The sequence below is a fragment of the Pseudonocardia benzenivorans CB1190 genome (assembly GCF_000196675.2).
GTDB lineage: Bacteria > Actinomycetota > Actinomycetes > Mycobacteriales > Pseudonocardiaceae > Pseudonocardia > Pseudonocardia benzenivorans.
The window spans coordinates 6,262,269-6,280,362 of the sequence record NC_015312.1 but is presented as its reverse complement, the minus strand read 5'-3'; the positions used below and the strand labels follow the sequence as shown (position 1 = coordinate 6,280,362).

14 protein-coding genes are annotated in these 18,094 nt (G+C 71.1%); 2 read left to right on the top strand and 12 right to left on the bottom strand.

What is annotated here, in order from left to right; genetic code table 11:
• The first annotated feature begins 57 nt into the window (after positions 1–57).
• The gene (locus PSED_RS29740) at positions 58–1,560 is read left to right on the top strand and encodes a carboxylesterase/lipase family protein (protein WP_013677942.1); all 1,503 of its coding nucleotides are present in this window, start codon (positions 58–60) and stop codon (positions 1,558–1,560) included.
• Positions 1,561–1,581: 21 nt separating this feature from the next.
• Here PSED_RS29740 and PSED_RS29735 read toward each other — a convergent pair whose 3' ends face one another.
• The 12 genes from PSED_RS29735 to PSED_RS29680 all read right to left on the bottom strand — a co-directional run bounded on the left by PSED_RS29735 (position 1,582) and on the right by PSED_RS29680 (position 16,857).
• A complete protein-coding gene (locus PSED_RS29735; protein WP_013677941.1) occupies positions 1,582–2,313 on the bottom strand; it encodes an FAD-binding oxidoreductase in 732 nt (243 codons plus the stop codon).
• Positions 2,303–2,911 carry a sulfite oxidase-like oxidoreductase gene (locus PSED_RS29730; protein ID WP_013677940.1) on the bottom strand — a complete coding sequence of 203 codons (609 nt, stop codon included), beginning with the start codon at positions 2,909–2,911 and terminating at the stop codon, positions 2,303–2,305. Before PSED_RS29730 ends, PSED_RS29735 begins: the two co-directional genes overlap by 11 nt.
• A gap of 103 nt (positions 2,912–3,014) precedes the next feature.
• Positions 3,015–3,812, bottom strand: coding sequence for a polysaccharide deacetylase family protein (locus PSED_RS29725; protein WP_013677939.1), 798 nt, complete (start codon positions 3,810–3,812; stop codon positions 3,015–3,017).
• A gap of 464 nt (positions 3,813–4,276) precedes the next feature.
• Positions 4,277–6,178, bottom strand: coding sequence for a feruloyl-CoA synthase (locus tag PSED_RS29720; RefSeq protein WP_013677938.1), 1,902 nt, complete (start codon positions 6,176–6,178; stop codon positions 4,277–4,279).
• Between the two features lies 1 nt (position 6,179).
• Positions 6,180–7,367 carry a thiolase family protein gene (locus tag PSED_RS29715; RefSeq protein ID WP_013677937.1) on the bottom strand — a complete coding sequence of 396 codons (1,188 nt, stop codon included), beginning with the start codon at positions 7,365–7,367 and terminating at the stop codon, positions 6,180–6,182.
• 94 nt (positions 7,368–7,461) lie between these two features.
• On the bottom strand, positions 7,462–8,073 hold the full coding sequence (locus tag PSED_RS29710; protein ID WP_013677936.1) for a hypothetical protein: 612 nt from the start codon (positions 8,071–8,073) through the stop codon (positions 7,462–7,464).
• Between the two features lie 13 nt (positions 8,074–8,086).
• Positions 8,087–10,141, bottom strand: coding sequence for a hydantoinase B/oxoprolinase family protein (locus PSED_RS29705; protein WP_013677935.1), 2,055 nt, complete (start codon positions 10,139–10,141; stop codon positions 8,087–8,089).
• The gene (locus tag PSED_RS29700) at positions 10,138–12,357 is read right to left on the bottom strand and encodes a hydantoinase/oxoprolinase family protein (protein ID WP_013677934.1); all 2,220 of its coding nucleotides are present in this window, start codon (positions 12,355–12,357) and stop codon (positions 10,138–10,140) included. The genes PSED_RS29705 and PSED_RS29700 overlap by 4 nt, the downstream gene beginning before the upstream one ends.
• Entirely contained in the window at positions 12,354–12,731 is a 378-nt protein-coding gene (locus PSED_RS29695) for an acetone carboxylase subunit gamma (protein WP_013677933.1), read from the bottom strand. The genes PSED_RS29700 and PSED_RS29695 overlap by 4 nt, the downstream gene beginning before the upstream one ends.
• On the bottom strand, positions 12,731–14,614 hold the full coding sequence (locus PSED_RS29690) for a hydantoinase/oxoprolinase family protein (RefSeq protein ID WP_013677932.1): 1,884 nt from the start codon (positions 14,612–14,614) through the stop codon (positions 12,731–12,733). Before PSED_RS29690 ends, PSED_RS29695 begins: the two co-directional genes overlap by 1 nt.
• A 141-nt stretch (positions 14,615–14,755) precedes the next feature.
• Entirely contained in the window at positions 14,756–16,141 is a 1,386-nt protein-coding gene (locus tag PSED_RS29685; protein ID WP_013677931.1) for a phenylacetate--CoA ligase family protein, read from the bottom strand.
• Positions 16,138–16,857, bottom strand: a complete 720-nt coding sequence (locus tag PSED_RS29680; protein ID WP_013677930.1) for a FadR/GntR family transcriptional regulator — start codon at positions 16,855–16,857, stop codon at positions 16,138–16,140. The genes PSED_RS29685 and PSED_RS29680 overlap by 4 nt, the downstream gene beginning before the upstream one ends.
• 704 nt (positions 16,858–17,561) lie before the next feature.
• Here PSED_RS29680 and PSED_RS29675 point away from each other — a divergent pair.
• A complete protein-coding gene (locus PSED_RS29675; RefSeq protein ID WP_013677929.1) occupies positions 17,562–18,056 on the top strand; it encodes a cupin domain-containing protein in 495 nt (164 codons plus the stop codon).
• Positions 18,057–18,094 lie beyond the last annotated feature (38 nt).

Below are 18,094 nucleotides of genomic sequence, written 5' to 3'. Positions count from 1 at the left end.
CGCGGGGCCACGGTGGGACTGCAACATTTCGCCGATCTGTGGCAAAGGAGCCGACAGATGACGGAGCACCCGCGAGTGACGATCCGGTCCGGTGCCGTCGAGGGCCGGTGGCGCGACGGGGTCGCCGCGTTCCTGGGCATCCCCTACGCCGCGCCGCCGTTCGGGGCGAACCGGATGGCCCCGCCGCGGCCGGTCGAGGCGTGGGACGGGACGCGCGACGCGGGCCGGATGGGCCCGACCGTGCCCAAGGGCGACTACCCGCCGCAGTACCAACCGCTGTTCCCCGAGGTCGTCGTCCCGGGTGAGGACTGCCTGAACGTCAACGTCTGGACCCCCGATCCCGGCGCGGCCGGGCTGCCGGTCCTGGTCTGGATCCACGGCGGCTCGTTCATGAACGGGTCCAACTCCGTCGCCGAGTACGACGGGACGGCGTTCGCCCGCGACGGCGTCGTCTGCGTCGCGGTGAACTACCGGCTCGCCGCGGAGGGCTTCCTGTTCCTCGACGACTCCGCCGAGGCCGGGGTCGCGAACCTCGGCCTGCAGGACCAGGTCGCGGCGCTGGAATGGGTGCGCGACAACATCTCGGCGTTCGGCGGCGACCCGGACCGGGTGACCGTCGCGGGGGAGTCGGCGGGCGCGATGAGCGTGACGACGCTGACGGCGATGCCCTCGGCACGGGGCCTGTTCGGCCGCGCGATCACGCAGTCCGGTGCCTGGGCGCACACGCTCACCCCGGAGCTGGGTCGCACCGTCGGCAGGCTGCTCGCCGAGGCGCTCGGCGTGCCGGCGACCCGCGAGGCGATCGCCGCGGTCCCGCTGCCGCGGCTGGTGCAGGTGGCATCGGACCTGGTCGTCGAGGTGCAGACGGCACCCGATCCGCAGAAGTGGGGCAGCATCGCGATGAGCCTGCTGCCGTTCGCCCCGGTCGTCGACGGCACGCTGCTCCCGGAGCATCCGCTGGAGGCCGCCCGCGCCGGCCGGACCGCGCCCGTCGACCTGCTGACCGGATGGAACCGCGACGAGGCCCGGCTGTTCCTGGTGGCCGCGGGCACGATCGACCTGGTCGACGAACCGACGCTGCTCGGGGGCGCCGCCGCCTACGGCCTCGGCCCCGACGGGGTGGCCGCGTATCGCGAGGCCCGACCGGGGGCGAGCCCCGGCGACCTCATGGCGGCCCTGGTCACCGACTGGTTCTTCGGGGTCCCGGCACTGCGCTACGCCGAGGCGCGGGTCACCGCCGGCACCGGGACGAGCTGGGTCTACCGGTTCGACCACCCGGAACCGGGCGTCAACGGCGGGCTCGGCGCCTGCCACGGCGTGGAGATCCCCTTCGTGTTCGGCACGGCCGACCACGAGAGCACGCGCACGCGGATCGGCCCGCCGTCCGCCGCCGTCACCGAGGCCGCGCACGGCGCCTGGACGGCGTTCGTGACGCGCGGCAATCCCGGCTGGGACGCCTACGACCTCGACCGGCGCATCACCGGGCTGATCGCCGAGAAGGCGCAGGGCGTGCCGGACCCGAACCGCTCGGACCGGCTGCTGTGGGAGGGCGTGCGGTAACCCGGCCGCGTCGCTGCCGGGTCAGCCCGGCGCGACGCCCGCGCCGAACCGCTCGACCCGGATCGTCGACGCCGGCTGACCGCCCACCGCCAGGTGCGTCTCCATCGCGAGGGTGAACCGCGTGGAGCCGCACAGGTAGACGGTCGCGCCGGGGTCGACCAGCGCGCCGAGCACCGCCGCGTCGAGCCGGGTCGGCCCGGGCGGCAGGTCGTTCACCCGGGTGAGCGCGACGAGCGCCTTCGCGGCGCGCAGCTCGTCGACGTAGGGCAGCTCGGCCGCGGACCGGGCCGTCACGGCCAGCGACAGCAGCTCGGGACGGCCGATCTCGTGGGCGTGCCGCAGCATCGACACCAGCGGCGCGACCCCGCTGCCGCCGCCGATGCCGAGCGCCCGGCTCCGCCCGTCCCACACGAACCAGCGCCCGATCGGGCCGCGGGTCTCGAGCAGGTCCCCCGGCTCGACGACGTCGACGAGGAACGTCGAGACCTCCCCGTCGGGGATGCGCTCCACGTAGAGCTCGACCAGGTCCTCCGACGGCGCCGAGACCACCGAGTACGACCGGCTCGCGGTGTAGCCGTCCTCGGCGCGCAGCCGCAGCACGTAGTGCTGGCCGGGCCGGTGCGGGATCCGGTCCGGGACGTCGAGGCGCAGCACCACGCCGCGGTCGCCGTGGTGGGTCACGTCGACGACGCGGGCGTCGCGCCACCGGGTCGCCCGCGCGGCCGCGGCTCTGGTCAGGTCGTCAGTCACCATCGAAACGCTGCTCCAGCCAGGGGTCGCCGCGCATGTGGTAGCCGTTGCGCTCCCAGAACCCCGGCTCGTCGGAGTCCCGCAGGGTGATCCGGCTGATCCACTTCGCGGACTTCCAGAAGTACAGGTGCGGGACGAGCAGCCGCACCGGGCCGCCGTGCTCACGGGCCAGCGGCGCGCCCTCGTGCTCCCAGACCACCCAGGCCTTCTCGTCGACGACGTCGGCGAGCGGGAGGTTCGTGGTGTAACCGGTCGACGAGGTCACCATGACGTGGGTGGCCGTCGGCAGCGGGCGCGCCGCGTCGAGCAGCACGTCGACCGGTATGCCGGTGAACCACGTGTCGAGCTTCGACCACGTCGTCACACAGTGGATGTCGCCGCGCCAGGTCGATGCGGGCAGCGCGCGCAGCTGCGCCCAGTCCCACGTGACCTGTTCCTCGACCGCCCCGTCGACGGTGAGCCGGAACCGGTCCGTGCCGATGCTCGGCGTGGACTCCGCGGTCAGCACCGGCCACGAGGAGCCGACGTCGTACTGGCCCGGTGGCAGCCGGGGGTCGCGCGCCGAGGCCCGTCGTCCGACGAACCCCCTCGTGACGGCCATGATCCACCTCGCAGTCGTCGCGTCGTCGGGGCGAGCCTACGGCCCGCCCGGGTCCCGGTGGCGGTCCCGCGCAGACGGTACCGGGCAGGGCGGGTGTCGGGCGTCAGCCCGTGGCGCGGCTCGTCCCGAACATCTCGTCGAGGGTCACCGGGGTGAGCCGCCGCTGCCGGATCAGGTCGGTGACCTGGTCGAACAGTCCCAGGATCGTCGGGTGGTTGGCATGCCCGAGGTTGATGACCCCGGGCTGGAGGTACTTGCGCGCCATGCCCATCAGGAACTCGGGGGTGACCGTCTCCGAGTCCGAGAAGGAGCCGTCCCACAGCACGGTGCGGGTGTAGCCGAGCTCGCCCGCGAGGGCGTCGATCGCCGGGGTGCGGAACCCGAAGGGCGGCCGGTAGTAGGGCCGGGTCGTGACGCCGAAGGTGGTGACGACCCAGTCGTCGTTGCGCTCGAGCTCGGTGCGCCGGTCCGCGTCGCCGAGCTTGCGCAGGTCGCGGTGGGTGAACGTGTGGTTGATGATCTGCACCTGACCGGTGGCGACGAGCGGGCGCAGGACGGGCGCGTGCGGGGCCCACGAGCGGTTGTAGGTGCCGTTGGGGCTGAACGTGAGGTGGATGCCGGTGCGCTGGGCGAAGTCCACGTAGCCCGCGACGACGTCGGGTGCGGTCCCGTCGTCGACGGTGAGCGCGATGCGCCGGTCGGTCGCGCCCGTCGGGCCGTGGCTGAGGACCTGGTTCGGCCCGGGGTGCGGCCCCGGGACGGGTGGCAGCGGCGGGACCGCGGCCGGCGCGCCCGGCGTGGGACCGGGAGTGTCGCCGGGATGGCCGCAGCCCGACAGCAGCGCCGCCGTCCCGACGGCGAGCATCAGCAACGAGCGGCGGTCGACGGTGCGCCGCAGCATCGGGCCGAGGGGAGGCCGCCGCGGAGCGGCCGGACCGTCGGGAGGCACCACGGGCAGACCGTATCCCTCTCCGCGGGGGCTCTCCGCGCGGGTGAGGGGCCGGCCGGGCGTGTGTCACGACACACGAGGGCCGCGACCGCCGCCCCCGGCGGGCCTGCGCCGAGCCCGACGCGAGATGCGCCGGCGAGCGCGGGCAGGGAGCGGCCGAGGTCGATCCCCCTGCCGAAACGGGCACGAGCGGCGCGACCGGCGCGACGAGGTCGACGGGCGTCGCGAGAAGGGCGACGAGAAGCAGCGCGCCGCAGCCTTGCCGATCTGGCTGCACATCGGCAGCCGCCACCGCAACCACACCGCGCTCGGCGGCCGGCCACCCGTCACCGCGTCGGCAACCGGTCGGGAGCCATGCCGGCCGCTCGATTCGTGCGTCACTCCACGAGAGGTGGACTCGCGAAGTCGATCTGTTCTCACGATGAAGCAGGGCCTCGACCGCGAACAGCCACCGGCGCCGACTCGATCATGCGGGCGTCACCGTCCGGCGAATAGAGCAGCTCCACGAGGTCGGCTCGATGCTCCAGGACCGCCCGCTGGTTGATGTAGCCCTTGTCGGTGATCTCGCCTGCGTCGAGGTCGGGGGGTTCGTCGCAGAGCAGCAACCGCACGACTCGCCCTGCAGACCCAGTGCCGGCTCCGGCCTGGGCAAGGGCGGCGGCGAGGTGTCGCCGCAATGCGGGGTGGTCGAGTTCCACGTCGCCGTCCGGGGGGAGGCCGCAGACGGCGCGGGCTTCGTCGATGTTGAGCCACGCGAGTGCGGTGATCTCGTCGCGGTCGTGGCCGGCGAGGACCACGTCGGTCAGCACCCTCGCAGCTGACAGAAGCCTGCCGCGGACCGTCGCGACGCTGACCCACGTGCCCGTCGCGAGCTTGAAGTCCTCGGCGATCCGGCCGTCGAACATCAGGCCCTGGCCGGGGTCCTCCGCGTCGACCAGGACGACTGCGTCGCCGGTCCGGTAGAAGCCCTCGTCGTCGAACGCGTCGGCGGTGGCATCAGGGCGTTCGTGGTAGCCCGGTGTGATCGACGGGCCCGCGATGCGGATCTCCTGCTTGCCATCGGTGGGGACGAGCTTGAGGCGTACGCCGGGCAGCGGCACCCCGATGCAACCGCAGCGGGAGCCGAACCAGTGCGCCGACGTGGCGGCGGGCGCGGTCTCGGTGGTACCCCACGAGGCGGTGAGCGGGATCGGATGATCGGCGTGCTTATCGACGAGTAACTCCAGGCGATCCCACAGCGCCTGCGGGAGCGCGGCGGCGGCGTAGAACAGCAGCCGTAGCCGGGAGAAGAAGTGTCGGGCGAAGCCGGGGTCCGCCTCCAGACGCGGCACGAGCAGTGTGTATCCGGCCGGCACGTTCACGTAGATCGTCGGGGGGACCTCGGTGAGGGCGGCGATGGTGCGGTCGAAGTGCACCGGAGCGGGCCGTCCTGCGTCGATGTGCAGGGTGCCGCCATTGCTGAGGACCAGGCCGAGGTTGTGGCTGCCGCCGAAGGTGTGGCTCCAGGGCAACCAGTCCACGAGGACGGGCGGCTCGCTGCGCAGGAACGGCCAGACCTGCCGCATCATCTGCTGGTTGCTGGTGAGCATCCGGTGGGTCGTCAGCACACCTTTGGGCGACCCGGTCGACCCCGACGTGAAGATGATCTTCGCGACGGTGTCGGGTGCGATTGCGTCGTAGGCCTGCCGGGCCGCACGGCCCGGTCGCGTCGTGGCGAGTTCGTCGAACGTGACGATCGAGCGCCCGGCCCGGGTGCCGGAGCCGCACCGCGTGACGACGATCGGGGCGCTCGTGCCGTGGGCATGGGCGACGTCGACGACGGCGTCGATCGCCGCGGCGAACGCCCTCGCGTCGTCGACGAAGACCACCGAGGGCCGGACGAGCGCGGCCATGGCGCGCAGCTGACGATGGTCGGCCGAGGACAACGAGTACGCGACGCTCGCGGGCACCACCGGAACACCGGCCAGGTAGCAGGCCAGCGTCACCTGCAAGTGCTCCGGGGAGTTCCCGGACAGCACCAGTACCGGGCGGTCGGGGCCGGCGCCGAGGTCGAGCAGCGCCTGCGCGAGGCCCTGGGCTGTGGCACGGGCCTGGCCGTAGGTGACGGCGCGGCGACCCTCGGGCGTCGGCTCGGTGATCAGCAGCTGGTCGGGTGCCGCGTCGGCCCAGCGGTGCAGTTCCTGCCCGACGTGGTCGGGATGGGCGTGCAGCTCGTCGGTCGACTGCAGCAGGACCGCGCCGTCCGGGCACGCCTCGGCAACGATCCGCGGCCGGGCGAATGTTGCCGAGGTCGTCCCGCCGTTGTCAGCTCCGGCCATGTCAGTCGGTCACCTCGAGCACGAGTGCCCCGCCGGTGTCGCCCGCCGCGCATCCGGTGAACAGCCCGACTCCTCCCCCACGCTCGCGCAGGGTCCCGATCAGCTCGGCGATCGCCCGCAGCCCGGTCGGCCCCTGCGGATGACCCCAGATGAGGCTGCAGCCGTGGGTGTTCATGCGCTTGACGTCGATGCCGGTCTCGCGGCTGAGGTAGAGGTCGTTGACCGCGAACGGGTTGTGCGTGGTCACCGCGGCCACGTCGCCGATGCTCCGGCCGGCCGCCTGCAGCGCGGCGGCGGCCGCGGGCACCGGGGCCTGGGGCATGCGGCTCTTGGCGACGCGGGCGAACCCGGTGCCGAGCAGCCTGACGACCCCGGCCCCTCCGGAGAGGTCGCGGGCGCGGTCGACGGTGGTGACGACGGCGCCGGCGCAGCCGTCGGCGGGGTGGGTCTGGGAGGCGAAGGTGTGGACGCCGTCCGGACCCGCGGGCGGGAGCTTGCCGATCGCGTCGCGTTCCTTGGAACGGACCCCTTCGTCCGCGTCGAGGACCAGCGTGCCGTTCTTCTTCGCGATCTCGACCGGCACCATGTAGCGCTTCTGGAAGGCCCGGTCGTCGGCGAGTGCGGTCGTGTACTGCTCCCACCGCAGTGCCGTGAGGTCGTCCAACTCGTCGCGGGTCGCGCCGAGCTCGGCTGCCACGGCTTCCCCGGCCGTGTTCATCGACGTCCCTGCCCAGGGGTCGCGCGCGAAGCTGTCGAGTACCCAATGCTCCTGGACGGGCGCGCCGCCCTGCCGCGACGGGGCCGGATAGGTCAGCGTCGGGCCGTTGGAGGTCCGGTCGGTGGCGACCACCAGCTGCACGCCGCCCGTGCTGTCGACGGTGTGCGCGGCCGCATGCAGCGCGGCGACGCTCGTCGCGCAGGCCTGACTGATCATCGGTCCGGTCACGCCGATGGCGCCGAGCCGGGCGGCGAGGGTCGGCGCACCGTAGAAGATCGCGGGCTGCGGGACCGTCCAGCCCAGGGTCAGGCCGGTGATCTCGGCGGGGTCGATGTCGCGGTCGGCCATCGCGCGGGAGGTGACGGCGGCGGCGAGGTCGAGGCTCGAGACCTCGGCCAGCGATCCCTGCCACTTGACAAACGGGGACGACCAGGCGTGGCCGAGGGGGATTGCTGCATCGCTGTACTGCATGAAGGTGTGTCCTTGGTGTAGTCGGTCGCGCGCGGGCTCGGCGACCCCGGGAGCTGGGACGGTCTCCCGGAGGTCACCGAGGTTCCGCGCGGTGTCAGCCGTGGACGCCGGCGACCCAGTCCTCCACCAGTGGAAGGGGGGTGCCGTCGGGCACCTCCCCGTCGGTGAGGACCAGGCCGGTCTCGGCGACCGGCGCGTCGAGCGGTACTGCCTCGGCTCCGAGCAGGCCGGAGTTGCCGGTGCCCAGAACGTGCGCCATCGCCCGGTGGAACCGGGTGACGTTGCCGATCGTGCGGGCGTCGGCAGCATCGACGTCGCCCTCGAGGACCACGCCGTCGACGCCGGCGTCGAGGAACGCGCGGACGGTGTCGACCAAGCCCGGCCCCGGCCCGAGGACGGCGAGCAGCACCGCGTTGTCCCCGACGGTGACCCGCAGCCGCCGTGTCGCCTCCAGCGCGGTGCCCAACCGCGCCTCACGGTCCTGGGTGAGGACGCCCGGGACGGTGACCGGCACGCCGTCGGGCCGGACGGCGTCGAGCAGGTCGCCCAATCCGTTGGCGAGCTGGGTCGGATCGCTCAGGAACGCCTCCCAGGGGCGTTCGGCGATCTTGGCGGCGAGCCGCAGCGCGAGCGGGACGGCCAGGGTGTGCGGGCCGCCCCGCCGCGCTGCGATGGCCTGCGCTCGTTGGCGAGGCGCGAGACTCATCGACGGCCTCCGGTCACATCCGCATGAGCGGGTTCACGACAGCCGCGTCCGGCCACGACCCGTAGAGGTTCAGGACCTCCTCGGGAGGCTTGCGTCGCGACCAGCCCTCGTGGAACTCGTCCCACGTCTTGCCACGGGCCTTTCGCTCGGCGAGCACCTCGCGGCGGAAGGCCGAGGTGCTCTCCTGGTCGACGCGGCCGGTGCGCTCGTCGAAGCGCACGGCGTAGACGTTGGTGGCCGACCATTCCGAGATCAGGCCGTCGGTGACGTCCTTCTCCACCGCCTGCGGGTCCCGGTCGAGCGGGTCGCCGTAGCCGGCTCCGCCGGTGGAGATGCCCAGGGTGATGACCTGGTCAGACATCACCGGACGTGCGGTGCGGGCGTAGGTCTCGGACACGATCTCTCCGCCGTACTTCCCCGCGAGCAGGCTGGCGAGGTCGAGCGTGCCTTCGTCGCCGGCGCGCAGCAGCTCGGGGATGTCGACGCCTTCCATCGACAACCCGGGACAGGTGCACATCGTGTACCCGCCGAACAGCGGCTGCGGGGTCTGGACGATCGAGTTGTCCGCGATCGACATGAAGATGACGTACGGGACGTGGTGGGTGACCCAGAGCTGGGCCGTGCCGACGCCGCCGCGGTGTTTGCCGGCGCCGCCGGAGTCGGGCCAGTGCTGGGAGAACGGCACGAGCATCGGCAGCTCGTTCTCCATGTTCTCCACGTCCGGGGCTCGCCCGAACGCGCACCACGGGAAGCCGTAGGCGTTGATTCCGTCGGAGTGCGAGCGGGCGCCCTGGCCCTCGGTGTTGATCGTGTAGGCGAGCATGTCGGCGAAGGGCATCCCCCACTGCGAGACGCCGGCGAGCACGGAGGCGTTGCCGCCGTTGCCCAGCGAGGCGGTGACCTGGCGCCACTCCGTGGTGGCGAACCTCGCCCGGCCGACGCAGTTGGCGATCGAGCTCATCGCCCCGGTGGCCGCCATGACCGCGCAGCTCGTGGCTGCGTTGGGTGCCGGCGAGAGCATCGAGTTCGGCGGGAACTCGAAGTCGATCGGCTGGAACGTCGCCGAGGAGATCGGCAGGTCGTGGAAGACGTACTCGTAGATGTAGTTGGCGAGGTGGCCGATGACCGCCTGCGGGTGGGCGTTGTAGGACGACCCGTTCTCCGGGCTGGTGCCGGTGAAGTCGATGTGGAGGGTGTCGTCCTTCTTCGTCATGGTCATGAAGCAGTTGCGCATCAGACCGTGCTCGGTGCCGGCCGAGTCGGAGAACGTCGCGCACCGGTAGACACCGTCGGGCCAGGATGCGAGCCGCTTGCGGGCACCCTGTTCGGCCTCGATCAGCATCCGGCGGAACAGACCGGTGACGAAGTCCTTGCCCTCGCGGGCGAACATCTCCAACAGTCGCACCCGCACCCGGTCCGCGGTCGTGCAGCGGGCCCGTAGGTCGACGGTCACGCTCGTCTCGGAGCGCAGCCCGAAAGCGGCGAACATCTCGATCACGTCGTGGCGCAGGACGTGGTCGTGCCCGATCTTCATCGGGGGCAGGTTCATGCCCTCGTCGAACCGGGACTTCGCCGAGACCGGCATACCTCCCGGCTCGCAGGCGCCGGTCTCGGTGGTGTGCGACAGGGCCGCCGTCCAGGCGACGAGCTCGCCCTCGAAGAACACCGGCATGATCGCGACCTGGTCGGGGTTGTGGATCCCGCCGTAGAGCGCGTCGTTCGTGTACCAGATGTCGCCGTCGGCGATGCCCGGGTTCTCGCGGAAGTTCTTCAGGATGTATTTGATGACGATCGGCGGGATGACCGCGTGCAGATACGTGCCCGCGGACGCGTTCACGAGGTCGCCCTGGGCGTTGAACATCGCGACGATGGAGTCGCCGGCGACGCCCATCTGCGACCGGGAGCTGCGCATGAAGACCTCGTAGCCCTCGTCGAGGATGTCCGCGGTGCGCTGGACGCCGATCTCGTAGTCGCCGGGGCTGACCGCGTCCAGGCAGGATCGCTCGTAGTCGGAGGGTTCGCTGACCTTCAGGGCGGCGAGCTTCTCCTCCAGGCTCGGGTAGCTCATGCGGGCGCTCCTTCCAGGGTCGGCGCCGCGGTGCGGGCGGGCTGGGCCGCGTCCGTTCCGGCGACGTCGGAGTTCTGCAGCAGGCCCAGCCCGTGCCGGTCGATCGTCAGGCTCTTGCCGGGCGGAATGACGATGGTCGTGAACTCGGCCTCGACCAGGGCGGGGCCGTCGACCTGGTTGCCGGGCCGAAGCTGGTCGAAGGCGAACACCGGGGTGTCGACGCGGCCGCTCTGCTCCGGCCAGTACGCATTGCGGGAGCCGGTGCGTGCGGCGGAGGCGTCCTTCCCGACGAGGTCGTGGACCGGTAGCGCGAGCTTCTCCGTGGGCACGGTCGCCTTCACGATGATGTTCTCGATGTAGGCGCCGCCGGGCTTGTTGACCACGTGCGGGCTGAACGCCTCCGAATACTCCTTCTCGAACTCGTCGTAGACCCGCTGCGCGTCCTCCGGCGAGTTGATCGACAGCAGCGGCGAGGCGACCCGCTTGACCTGCACCTGTCCGCCGTAGAGCATGTCGAGCTCGACGGTGAAGACGGCCGAGTCCGGGTCGAGACCCTCGGAGGTCAGATCGGCCCTGGCCTGCGCGACCATCTCCTCGATCGGCGCGTTGTAGGCGGCGTAGTCGTCGGTGAACTGCTGGGTCATGCCGTTGAGGAACAGGATCCGCTTGGACTGCTCGTAGACGTGCATGATGTCCATGACCGAGCTGCCCAGCGCGGAGAACACCGGCGCCTGCGGGAAGATCACCGACGTCGGGACGTCGGCGCCGTAGCCGGCGACGTGGGTGGGGCCCCCGCCGCCGAAGGCGAACAGGACGAAGTCCTCCGGGTGGTAGCCGCGGAGGTGCACCTCTCGCTTGATGGCCGACGCCATGTTCTGCTCGACGATGCGACGGATCAGCGCCGCCGCCTCGTCGACGCCGAGCCCGAGTGGCTTGGCGATCTTCAGCTCGATCGCCTCGACCGCCTTGTCCCGGTTCAGCGGCATCCGGCCGTTGAAGTAGCCGTCCGGGGAGATGTATCCCAGCACGACGTCGGCGTCGGTCGTGGTGGGCTCCGTGCCACCCAGGTCGTAGCAGACCGGTCCCGGGTAGGAGCCGGCCGAACGCGGCCCGACCTCGAGCCGACCGCCGAGCAGCTCGTTGATCCAGGCGATCGAGCCGCCGCCGGCGCCCATCGTGGTGGACTGCAGCATCGAGATGCCGACCATCCACTTGTCGATGATCGGGCGGAACTCGTAGGAGCGCACCGAGGCGTCGACGACCATGCCCAGGTCGAAGCTGGTGCCGCCGACGTCGGAGGCGATGACGTTGCGGTACCCGAGCGCCTTGCCGATGTGGTAGCTGCCCATCAGCCCGGAGATGGGGCCGCCGTTGTAGGTGCGCGACGCGGTCGTCTTGAAGATCTCCGCGGAGCCGCCGGTGTTGTGGGTGAGCAGGAAGCTGCCCCGGTAGCCGTGGTCGCGCAGCTGGTCCCAGGTGCTCTCCATCTCGGCCTTGATGGAGCCCTGCAGGTACGCGTCGAGGATGGCGGTCATCGTGCGCTCGTACTCGCCGACCTTGCCGACGACCTCGTGCGAGAGCACGACCGGCAGGTAGCCGACGTGGTAGCTGCGGTACTCCTCGCGGATGATCTCGCGGATCCGGCGCTCGTGCTCGGGGTGGGCGAAGCTCCACAGCAGCGACACCGCGATCGCGCGGGCGCCGCCGTCGACGAGCTTGCGCAGCTTGCGCCGCACGTCGTCCTCGTCGAGGGGGCGCAGCACTGCACCGAATGAGTCGACCCGCTCCCGGACGCCGGCGATCATGTCGCGGGTGATCAGCGGGGCCGGTTTGTTCTGGACGGCGACGTTGCGTCGCTCGGAGATCCGGGTACCGTCGGTCCACTGGGCGCCGCGGCCGATCAGGATCGCGTCCTCGTGGCCCTCGGTGGTCAGCAGACCCAGCCGCGGCCCCTTGCGCTCGATCAGCCGGTTCATCGCGACCGTGGTCGAGTAGCGCACCAGCTCGATCTGCGGCAGCAGCTCGTCGATGGACATCTCGAGCTGGTCGGCGCCGTCGGTCAGGACATCGAGGAAGCCGACCGACAGGTCGTAGGGCGTGGTCGGCGCCTTGGCGCTGATGCGGCGGTCGCCCCAGGTCAGGACGAGGTCGGTGAACGTGCCGCCCACGTCGATGTCGATCGTCCTCCTGCCGGCCTTCACGCTGGGACGACTCATTTGGCTACCTCCAGCTTGCCGTGCTCGTTGATGCGCAGCTGGCCGGAGGCGAGCTTGCGCTTGAGGCTGTCGAGGTCGATCTCGGTGTCGTGGGTGATCGGGTGCCCCGGCGGCAGGTACTCGGTCTCGACCTGACGGCCACAGCCGGGGCAGTAGAACTCGAGGATCCGGATCCACTCGGGGTTCGGCGCGAAGGTGAACTCCCCGTCGATGAGCGGCGGGTGCACCTCGCTGGGGTCGCGTTCGTAGATCAGCAGCCCCTTCTTGTAGTTGTCCCGCGCGTCACCGACGTCGTGGCCGCAGGAGTGGCAGTGCCAGCGCTCGGAGTCGACGTCGAGGTCGAGGTACTCCGCGACGTGGATCGTGTTGGGCATCAGTTGCCTCCTCTGGTTGCCACGGCGTCGCCGGTGGGATCCACGGCCAGGGACCAGCCAGGCCCGACGAGCCAGGTGAAGCTGCCGCCGTCGACGAGCGCGGGACCGGTCACCGTCGAACCGGCCACGGACGCCCAGTCGCGGGTCGGGATGCCGCCGCGCTCGCCCCTGCCGCCGGCCCCCGCGCCGCCGGTGACCGCGGCCTTCTCCAGGCTGGGCAGGGGAAACCTGGCGGTCAGCCGGACCAGCGACGGATCGTCGACGGCGGACAGCGCCGCCTCGACGGACCCGTCGGCCGTGCCTCGGGAGCCGCCGGTACCGCGGACCTCCCAGTGCAGCACCGCCTCGTCGGGTGGGAAACCCTCGCCCTCGAGGTCGCGGCGGGCCTCGTCGGCGAGCAGCTCAGCACCGGTCCGGGCGGCGTCGGCGGAGTTCACGGCGGACTCGTAGACGTGCAGGACGTCGGAGATTGCGGAACCGTAGGCCGAGAGCACGTTGCCGAACCCGAACATCCGCACCGTCCGGGCACCGATCCGCTCGGCGACACCCGTCGCGAACAGTGGGCCGTTGCCACCGAAGGCGTACACGGCCGTGTCGGCGGGGTCCCAGCCCATCTCGGTGGCGGTCTCGCGGGCGAGCGCGGCGGTCATGTCGAACGCGATGTCGACGATGCGCTGGGCCGCCTCGACCGGGGAGATGCCCAACGGGTCCCCGACGGTGCGGGCGATCGCGTCCCGGGCCGCGTCCGCATCGAGGGTGCGTCTGCCGTCGAGGAACGCGTCCGGCGCGAGGTAACCGAGCAGGAGGAACGCGTCCGTCGTCGTCGCGTTGCGCCCGCCGAGCCCGTAACAGGCCGGCCCCGGGGCCGCGCCCATGGAGTCCGGCCCGAGGGAGACCGTGCCCCCGGAGGCGCGGGCGACCGACCCGCCGCCGAGTGCAATGGAGCGCAGCAGGGGCAGGTTGGTGCGCACCGGGATGCCGAACAGGTGTCCCTCGTCTCGGTCGACGACGCGCCCGTTCTCGACGGCCGAGACCTTGGCGGTCGTGCCGCCGACGTCGATCGCGAGGACTTTCGCGTCACCGAGCCGGGCGGCCTCTGCGGCACTGGCGTGGGTGCCGAACAGGGGGCCGGACTCGATGGTGTCGAAGGCGGTCGTCTTGCCGATCCGTGCGACACCGCCGTTGATGTGTCCGACCAGCACGTTGCCGCGCCACGAGTGCTCCTGCTTGAGCGTCTCCTCGGCGCGGTAGAGCGTCGTGGCCAGCGAGGGGTGGACGTAGGCGTTGATCAGGGAGACGAACGTCCGCGTGGAGTCGTCCGGGCGCAGCAGAATCTCACTCGCCGGTAGCGCGGGGATAGAGCCGAGGAAGTGGTCCGGGTACTGCGCATCGATCATCGACACGATCTTGCGTTCGCGGGAGTTGTCCTCGAACGCACCCTCGAGCGAGATGTTGATCCGGCGGATGCCCTTGTCGAACAACCCCTTGACCGCGGTGCGGACCTCGTCGTCATCGGCGTCGGCGCTGATCCCGGTGATGTTCTCCCGGGTGATGAGCGGTCCGAGAACCGTCGCCGCTTCTTCGGGCGAGGTGTAGAGGTCGTCTTCGTGGCCTGCGCTGACGATCAGGCCGAGCTTGGGCCCGGACTTCTGGGCGAGCACGTTGGAGGTGATGGTCGACGACCACCGAATCAGTGCCACATCGTCGAGCAGATCGCGCAGCGACGCGGCCCCGACGTGCCCGCGGGCGGCTTCGAGAATCTCGAGGAACGAGAGGGTCACGTCGTGCGGCGTGGTCTCGACCTTGATCGAGAACACCGTGCCGTCGCCGCTGACCAGACCGTCGGTCATGGTGCCGCCGGTGTCGATGTCGATGTTCAGCATGCGCTCGTCACCTCCTCGGTCAACGCTGTGCGGGACTTCATCCGTGTCCTCTCCTCGGTGCGTCGTCGGTGCGGGTGCGTCGTTCGGTGCGCCGGTTCGGTGCCTCCGCCGTCGGTCGCCGGCGTGCCTGGTGCGCGGGTGTCATCGGCGCCTCCTCACCAGCTGGGCCTTCATCTCCCAGCGAGGAAGTGAGTTCGGCGGGACCAGATCGACGGTTGCGGCGACGACCAGCTTGTCCCGCAACATGTTCTCGACGTCGACTCGCAGCTCGTCGAGATCCTCGACGTCGAGGCCGTACTCGACCTGCACCCGCATCGGGGGCCTCACGAGCGGCCCGGGGTCGGACAACACGATCTGCATGGCGCCGGTCGTCCGCGGAGCCATGGACGCGACCACGTCCTTGACCGCACTCGGCCACACGTTCACCCCGGCCACGAACAGCAGGTCGTCGGTCCGGCCGACGCAGTGCAGCCGCGGGCTGGCCCGTCCGCAGGGGCAGCTCGTCGCGGCGACGACGACCCGGTCGCGGACCCGGAACCGCACGAGCGGCACGCACTCGCGCTGTAGGTGCGTGACGACGAGCTCGCCCTCCGCGCCTTGGGTCCAGTCGAGCCGCTCCCCGCTCTGCGGGTCGATCAGCTCGGTGAGCAGCTGGTCCTCGGCGCACAGGTGCAACCCGTCCTGCTCGGGGCAGCTGGCCAGGTAGATCGGGAAGACGTCGGCGTTGCCCATCCCGTCGCCGACGACGGCGCCGTAGTCCGCCTCCAACCGCGCCCGCACCGCGGGGATGGACGCGCCGGGCTCGGCGCCGAGCAGGAGCTTGCGCAGGCCCAGCTCGACCGGCTCCAGACCGAGCTTGTTGCGGCAGTACTCGGCGAGGTAGGTCGCGTACGACGGCGTCGACATCAGCACGGTGCCGCCGAGGTCGCGGATGCTCTGCACGACCCTGTCGCTGCTGCCCGTTCCGATCGGGACGAAGGTCGCGCCGATGCGTTCGGTCGCGTCCTTGAGCGGCAGCCCTCCGACGAAGAAGCCGAGGCCGAACGCGTGCACCACGACGTCGTCGGGTCGCATGCCCTCGCAGTAGAGGACTCGGGAGACGACCTGGGTCCAGTCCTCCAGATCACGGGCGGTGATTCCGACGTAGGACGGCCGCCCGGTCGTCCCGCTCGACGCGTGGACGCGTACGACGTCGGCCATCGGGACACCGGCGTGGCGTCCCAGCGGCGGGGCTTCGAGCTGGCTGTCGCGAAGCATCTCCTTCGTCGTCAGCGGGGCATCGAAGTCCTCGAGCGAGGTGACCGAGGTGGGGTCGAACCCGTGCTCGGCCCAGAGGTCGGCGTAGAACGGCGAGCGCCCGGCAAGGCCGGCCAGTTGGGCGCGGAGGCGGTCGAGCTGCAACATCCGCATCCGCTCGCGCGGCATCGCCTCGACCGCCCGGTCGAACAGCTGCCCGTCGGGCCCGCCGTCGTCCACGCTGGACAGCGGGCGTGGCACGCTCCCGTCGAGCGCCCCGGAACTGGTCACCTGTCCTCCTCCCGCTGGTCCCGGTCGTCTTCGAAGTCGAGCAGGTACTTCCGCATCGCGCGCTCAGCGGCGCCGCCCTCGCCGTCCTCGATCAGGCGCACCACGTGGGCCAGGCCGTCACGTGCGCGACCCGGCCAGTCCCGTTCGCGGACCCGCTGCCCGAGACTCATCGCAACCGGACCCCGCAGACTTTCGAAGACGGCGACGAACACCGGGTTCTGCGAGGCCTCGACCAACGCGACGTGGAAAGAGGCGACGGCCGCGACGGCGCGTGCCGGTCGCGTACCGGCCATCCCCAGCATCCGCAGCGCCCGCTCCAGGTCCGCGGTATCGCCGTCCTGCGCACTCAGCCGCGCCGCCATCGGCTCGACCGCCAGCCGCACGTCCATCACGTGTCGCGGTTCCACGTCCATCGTGGACAACGGGGCGGCAGTGATCGCGTGGAACTCCTCCGGTTCCGGCATCGCCACGAAGCGCCCGCCGCCGTAGCCGCGGCGCACCTCCAGGTACCCCGAGACCTCGAGGGCCTTGAGGGCCTCGCGCAGCATCGGCCGCGACACCCCGAGCTGGCCCGCGAGCTCCGGCTCCGAAGGCAGTCGCTGCCCCGCCACCAGTTCTCCCCGCACGATCGCGCCGCGAAGGCTGGTGACGATCTTCTCGAACCCGCGGCCCGCCCCGATCGGCTCGAAGACGAACTCCGAGTCCTGCACGGACATCCCGTTCTCCCTCCAGGCCTGCCCGTGTCATCTCGGCCACCGCACGCACTGGCGGGCCCTTCACCTCGAGATGAAGAGCCGGTCCGAGCCGCCCGATGAGGGGGCAGCGGGGGCGGAGCCAAGTCGTCACTGACGTTCTCCGAGGAGGCGATCGATCCGATGTAACCGAATGATGTCTGACATCAGCTAGTGAGCGTGCTCACTGTAGCAACCGGGTCGGCCCTGTCAATAGCTCTTCACTCACCTGACGTTCCGTGACGTTCTTGTAGAAGAATCCTGCTATTTACCAGCACCGTTCCGGCCAGTGGAACTGAATACCGCCGTTCGGTGAGACCTGGCTCACCCACGGCCCGATGACACTTCAGCTGACATCTGACGTCAACCATGAGGCTGGAGGTTCCATGGATGGCTTGAAGGGGCTGGCCAACGGATCCCGGGGCGGGCGAGCAGTGACGGTTGGAGCGCAGAGGTCCGCACCTTCGAATGGACCGTTCGGGGCCCCGCGGTCGGGCCGTGCGGCCCTGGTGAGTAGGCGAGGGCTGAGCTAGCGTCCGCGCCGCAGCCGCAGGCTGACCACATCGTCATGGTCCCAGGGGCGTGGGGGTGCGGGGCCGGCCTGAGAGCGGGACGTGTGATTCCGGGCCCGGCGTCCGCGCCGCGTCCAGCCGGGGACGTCGCCGCGTTCGCGAAGGAGGGATGGCTCGATGGCCGAGCGATCCACCCCGTTCATCCTGGAACCGGACGGCACACGTAGGGAGGGCGCATTTCTGCCCTTCAAGGTGTGCGCGCCGGACACCGGCGGATTGCTGAGCGTCTGTGAGTTCACGCTGGATGCGTGGGATTCCGGGCCGGTCCTGCACCGGCACACGGACGTGGACGAAGCCTTCTATGTGGTGTCCGGTGCTCTGGAGATGCAGCTCGACGACGAACGCCTCGTGGCGCCTACCGGCGGGTTCGCCTGGGTGCCGCGGGGAACCGCGCACACGTTCGCCAACGGCGGAACCGACCCGGTTCACGTCATCGCTCTCGCGGTGCCGGGAGGGATCGAGGACATGTTCGCGGAGCAGGCAGCCCACATCGTCGCCAGTGGAGGCGCTCCGGACGAGTCGGTACTGGACGAGATAGGTCGAAGACACGGAGCGACGACGCTGGGACCGCCGATTCGGGCGTTGAACGCGCCGGCCTTCGAGTCGCCATAGGCCGCCTGCCGCACGGCGTGTTCGTCACGGTGGCCGTG

What these genes read in the sequence shown, in the direction of transcription:
- PSED_RS29680 (WP_013677930.1), bottom strand. Translation starts at nt 16,857, where the DNA reads ATGTCCGTGCAGGACTCGGAGTTCGTCTTCGAGCCGATCGGGGCGGGC.
- PSED_RS29700 (WP_013677934.1), bottom strand. Translation starts at nt 12,357, where the DNA reads ATGAGTCGTCCCAGCGTGAAGGCCGGCAGGAGGACGATCGACATCGAC.
- PSED_RS29720 (WP_013677938.1), bottom strand. Translation starts at nt 6,178, where the DNA reads ATGGCCGGAGCTGACAACGGCGGGACGACCTCGGCAACATTCGCCCGG.
- PSED_RS29740 (WP_013677942.1), top strand. Translation starts at nt 58, where the DNA reads ATGACGGAGCACCCGCGAGTGACGATCCGGTCCGGTGCCGTCGAGGGC.
- PSED_RS29735 (WP_013677941.1), bottom strand. Translation starts at nt 2,313, where the DNA reads ATGGTGACTGACGACCTGACCAGAGCCGCGGCCGCGCGGGCGACCCGG.
- PSED_RS29690 (WP_013677932.1), bottom strand. Translation starts at nt 14,614, where the DNA reads ATGCTGAACATCGACATCGACACCGGCGGCACCATGACCGACGGTCTG.
- PSED_RS29710 (WP_013677936.1), bottom strand. Translation starts at nt 8,073, where the DNA reads ATGAGTCTCGCGCCTCGCCAACGAGCGCAGGCCATCGCAGCGCGGCGG.
- PSED_RS29730 (WP_013677940.1), bottom strand. Translation starts at nt 2,911, where the DNA reads ATGGCCGTCACGAGGGGGTTCGTCGGACGACGGGCCTCGGCGCGCGAC.
- PSED_RS29695 (WP_013677933.1), bottom strand. Translation starts at nt 12,731, where the DNA reads ATGCCCAACACGATCCACGTCGCGGAGTACCTCGACCTCGACGTCGAC.
- PSED_RS29675 (WP_013677929.1), top strand. Translation starts at nt 17,562, where the DNA reads ATGGCCGAGCGATCCACCCCGTTCATCCTGGAACCGGACGGCACACGT.
- PSED_RS29725 (WP_013677939.1), bottom strand. Translation starts at nt 3,812, where the DNA reads ATGCTGCGGCGCACCGTCGACCGCCGCTCGTTGCTGATGCTCGCCGTC.
- PSED_RS29715 (WP_013677937.1), bottom strand. Translation starts at nt 7,367, where the DNA reads ATGCAGTACAGCGATGCAGCAATCCCCCTCGGCCACGCCTGGTCGTCC.
- PSED_RS29705 (WP_013677935.1), bottom strand. Translation starts at nt 10,141, where the DNA reads ATGAGCTACCCGAGCCTGGAGGAGAAGCTCGCCGCCCTGAAGGTCAGC.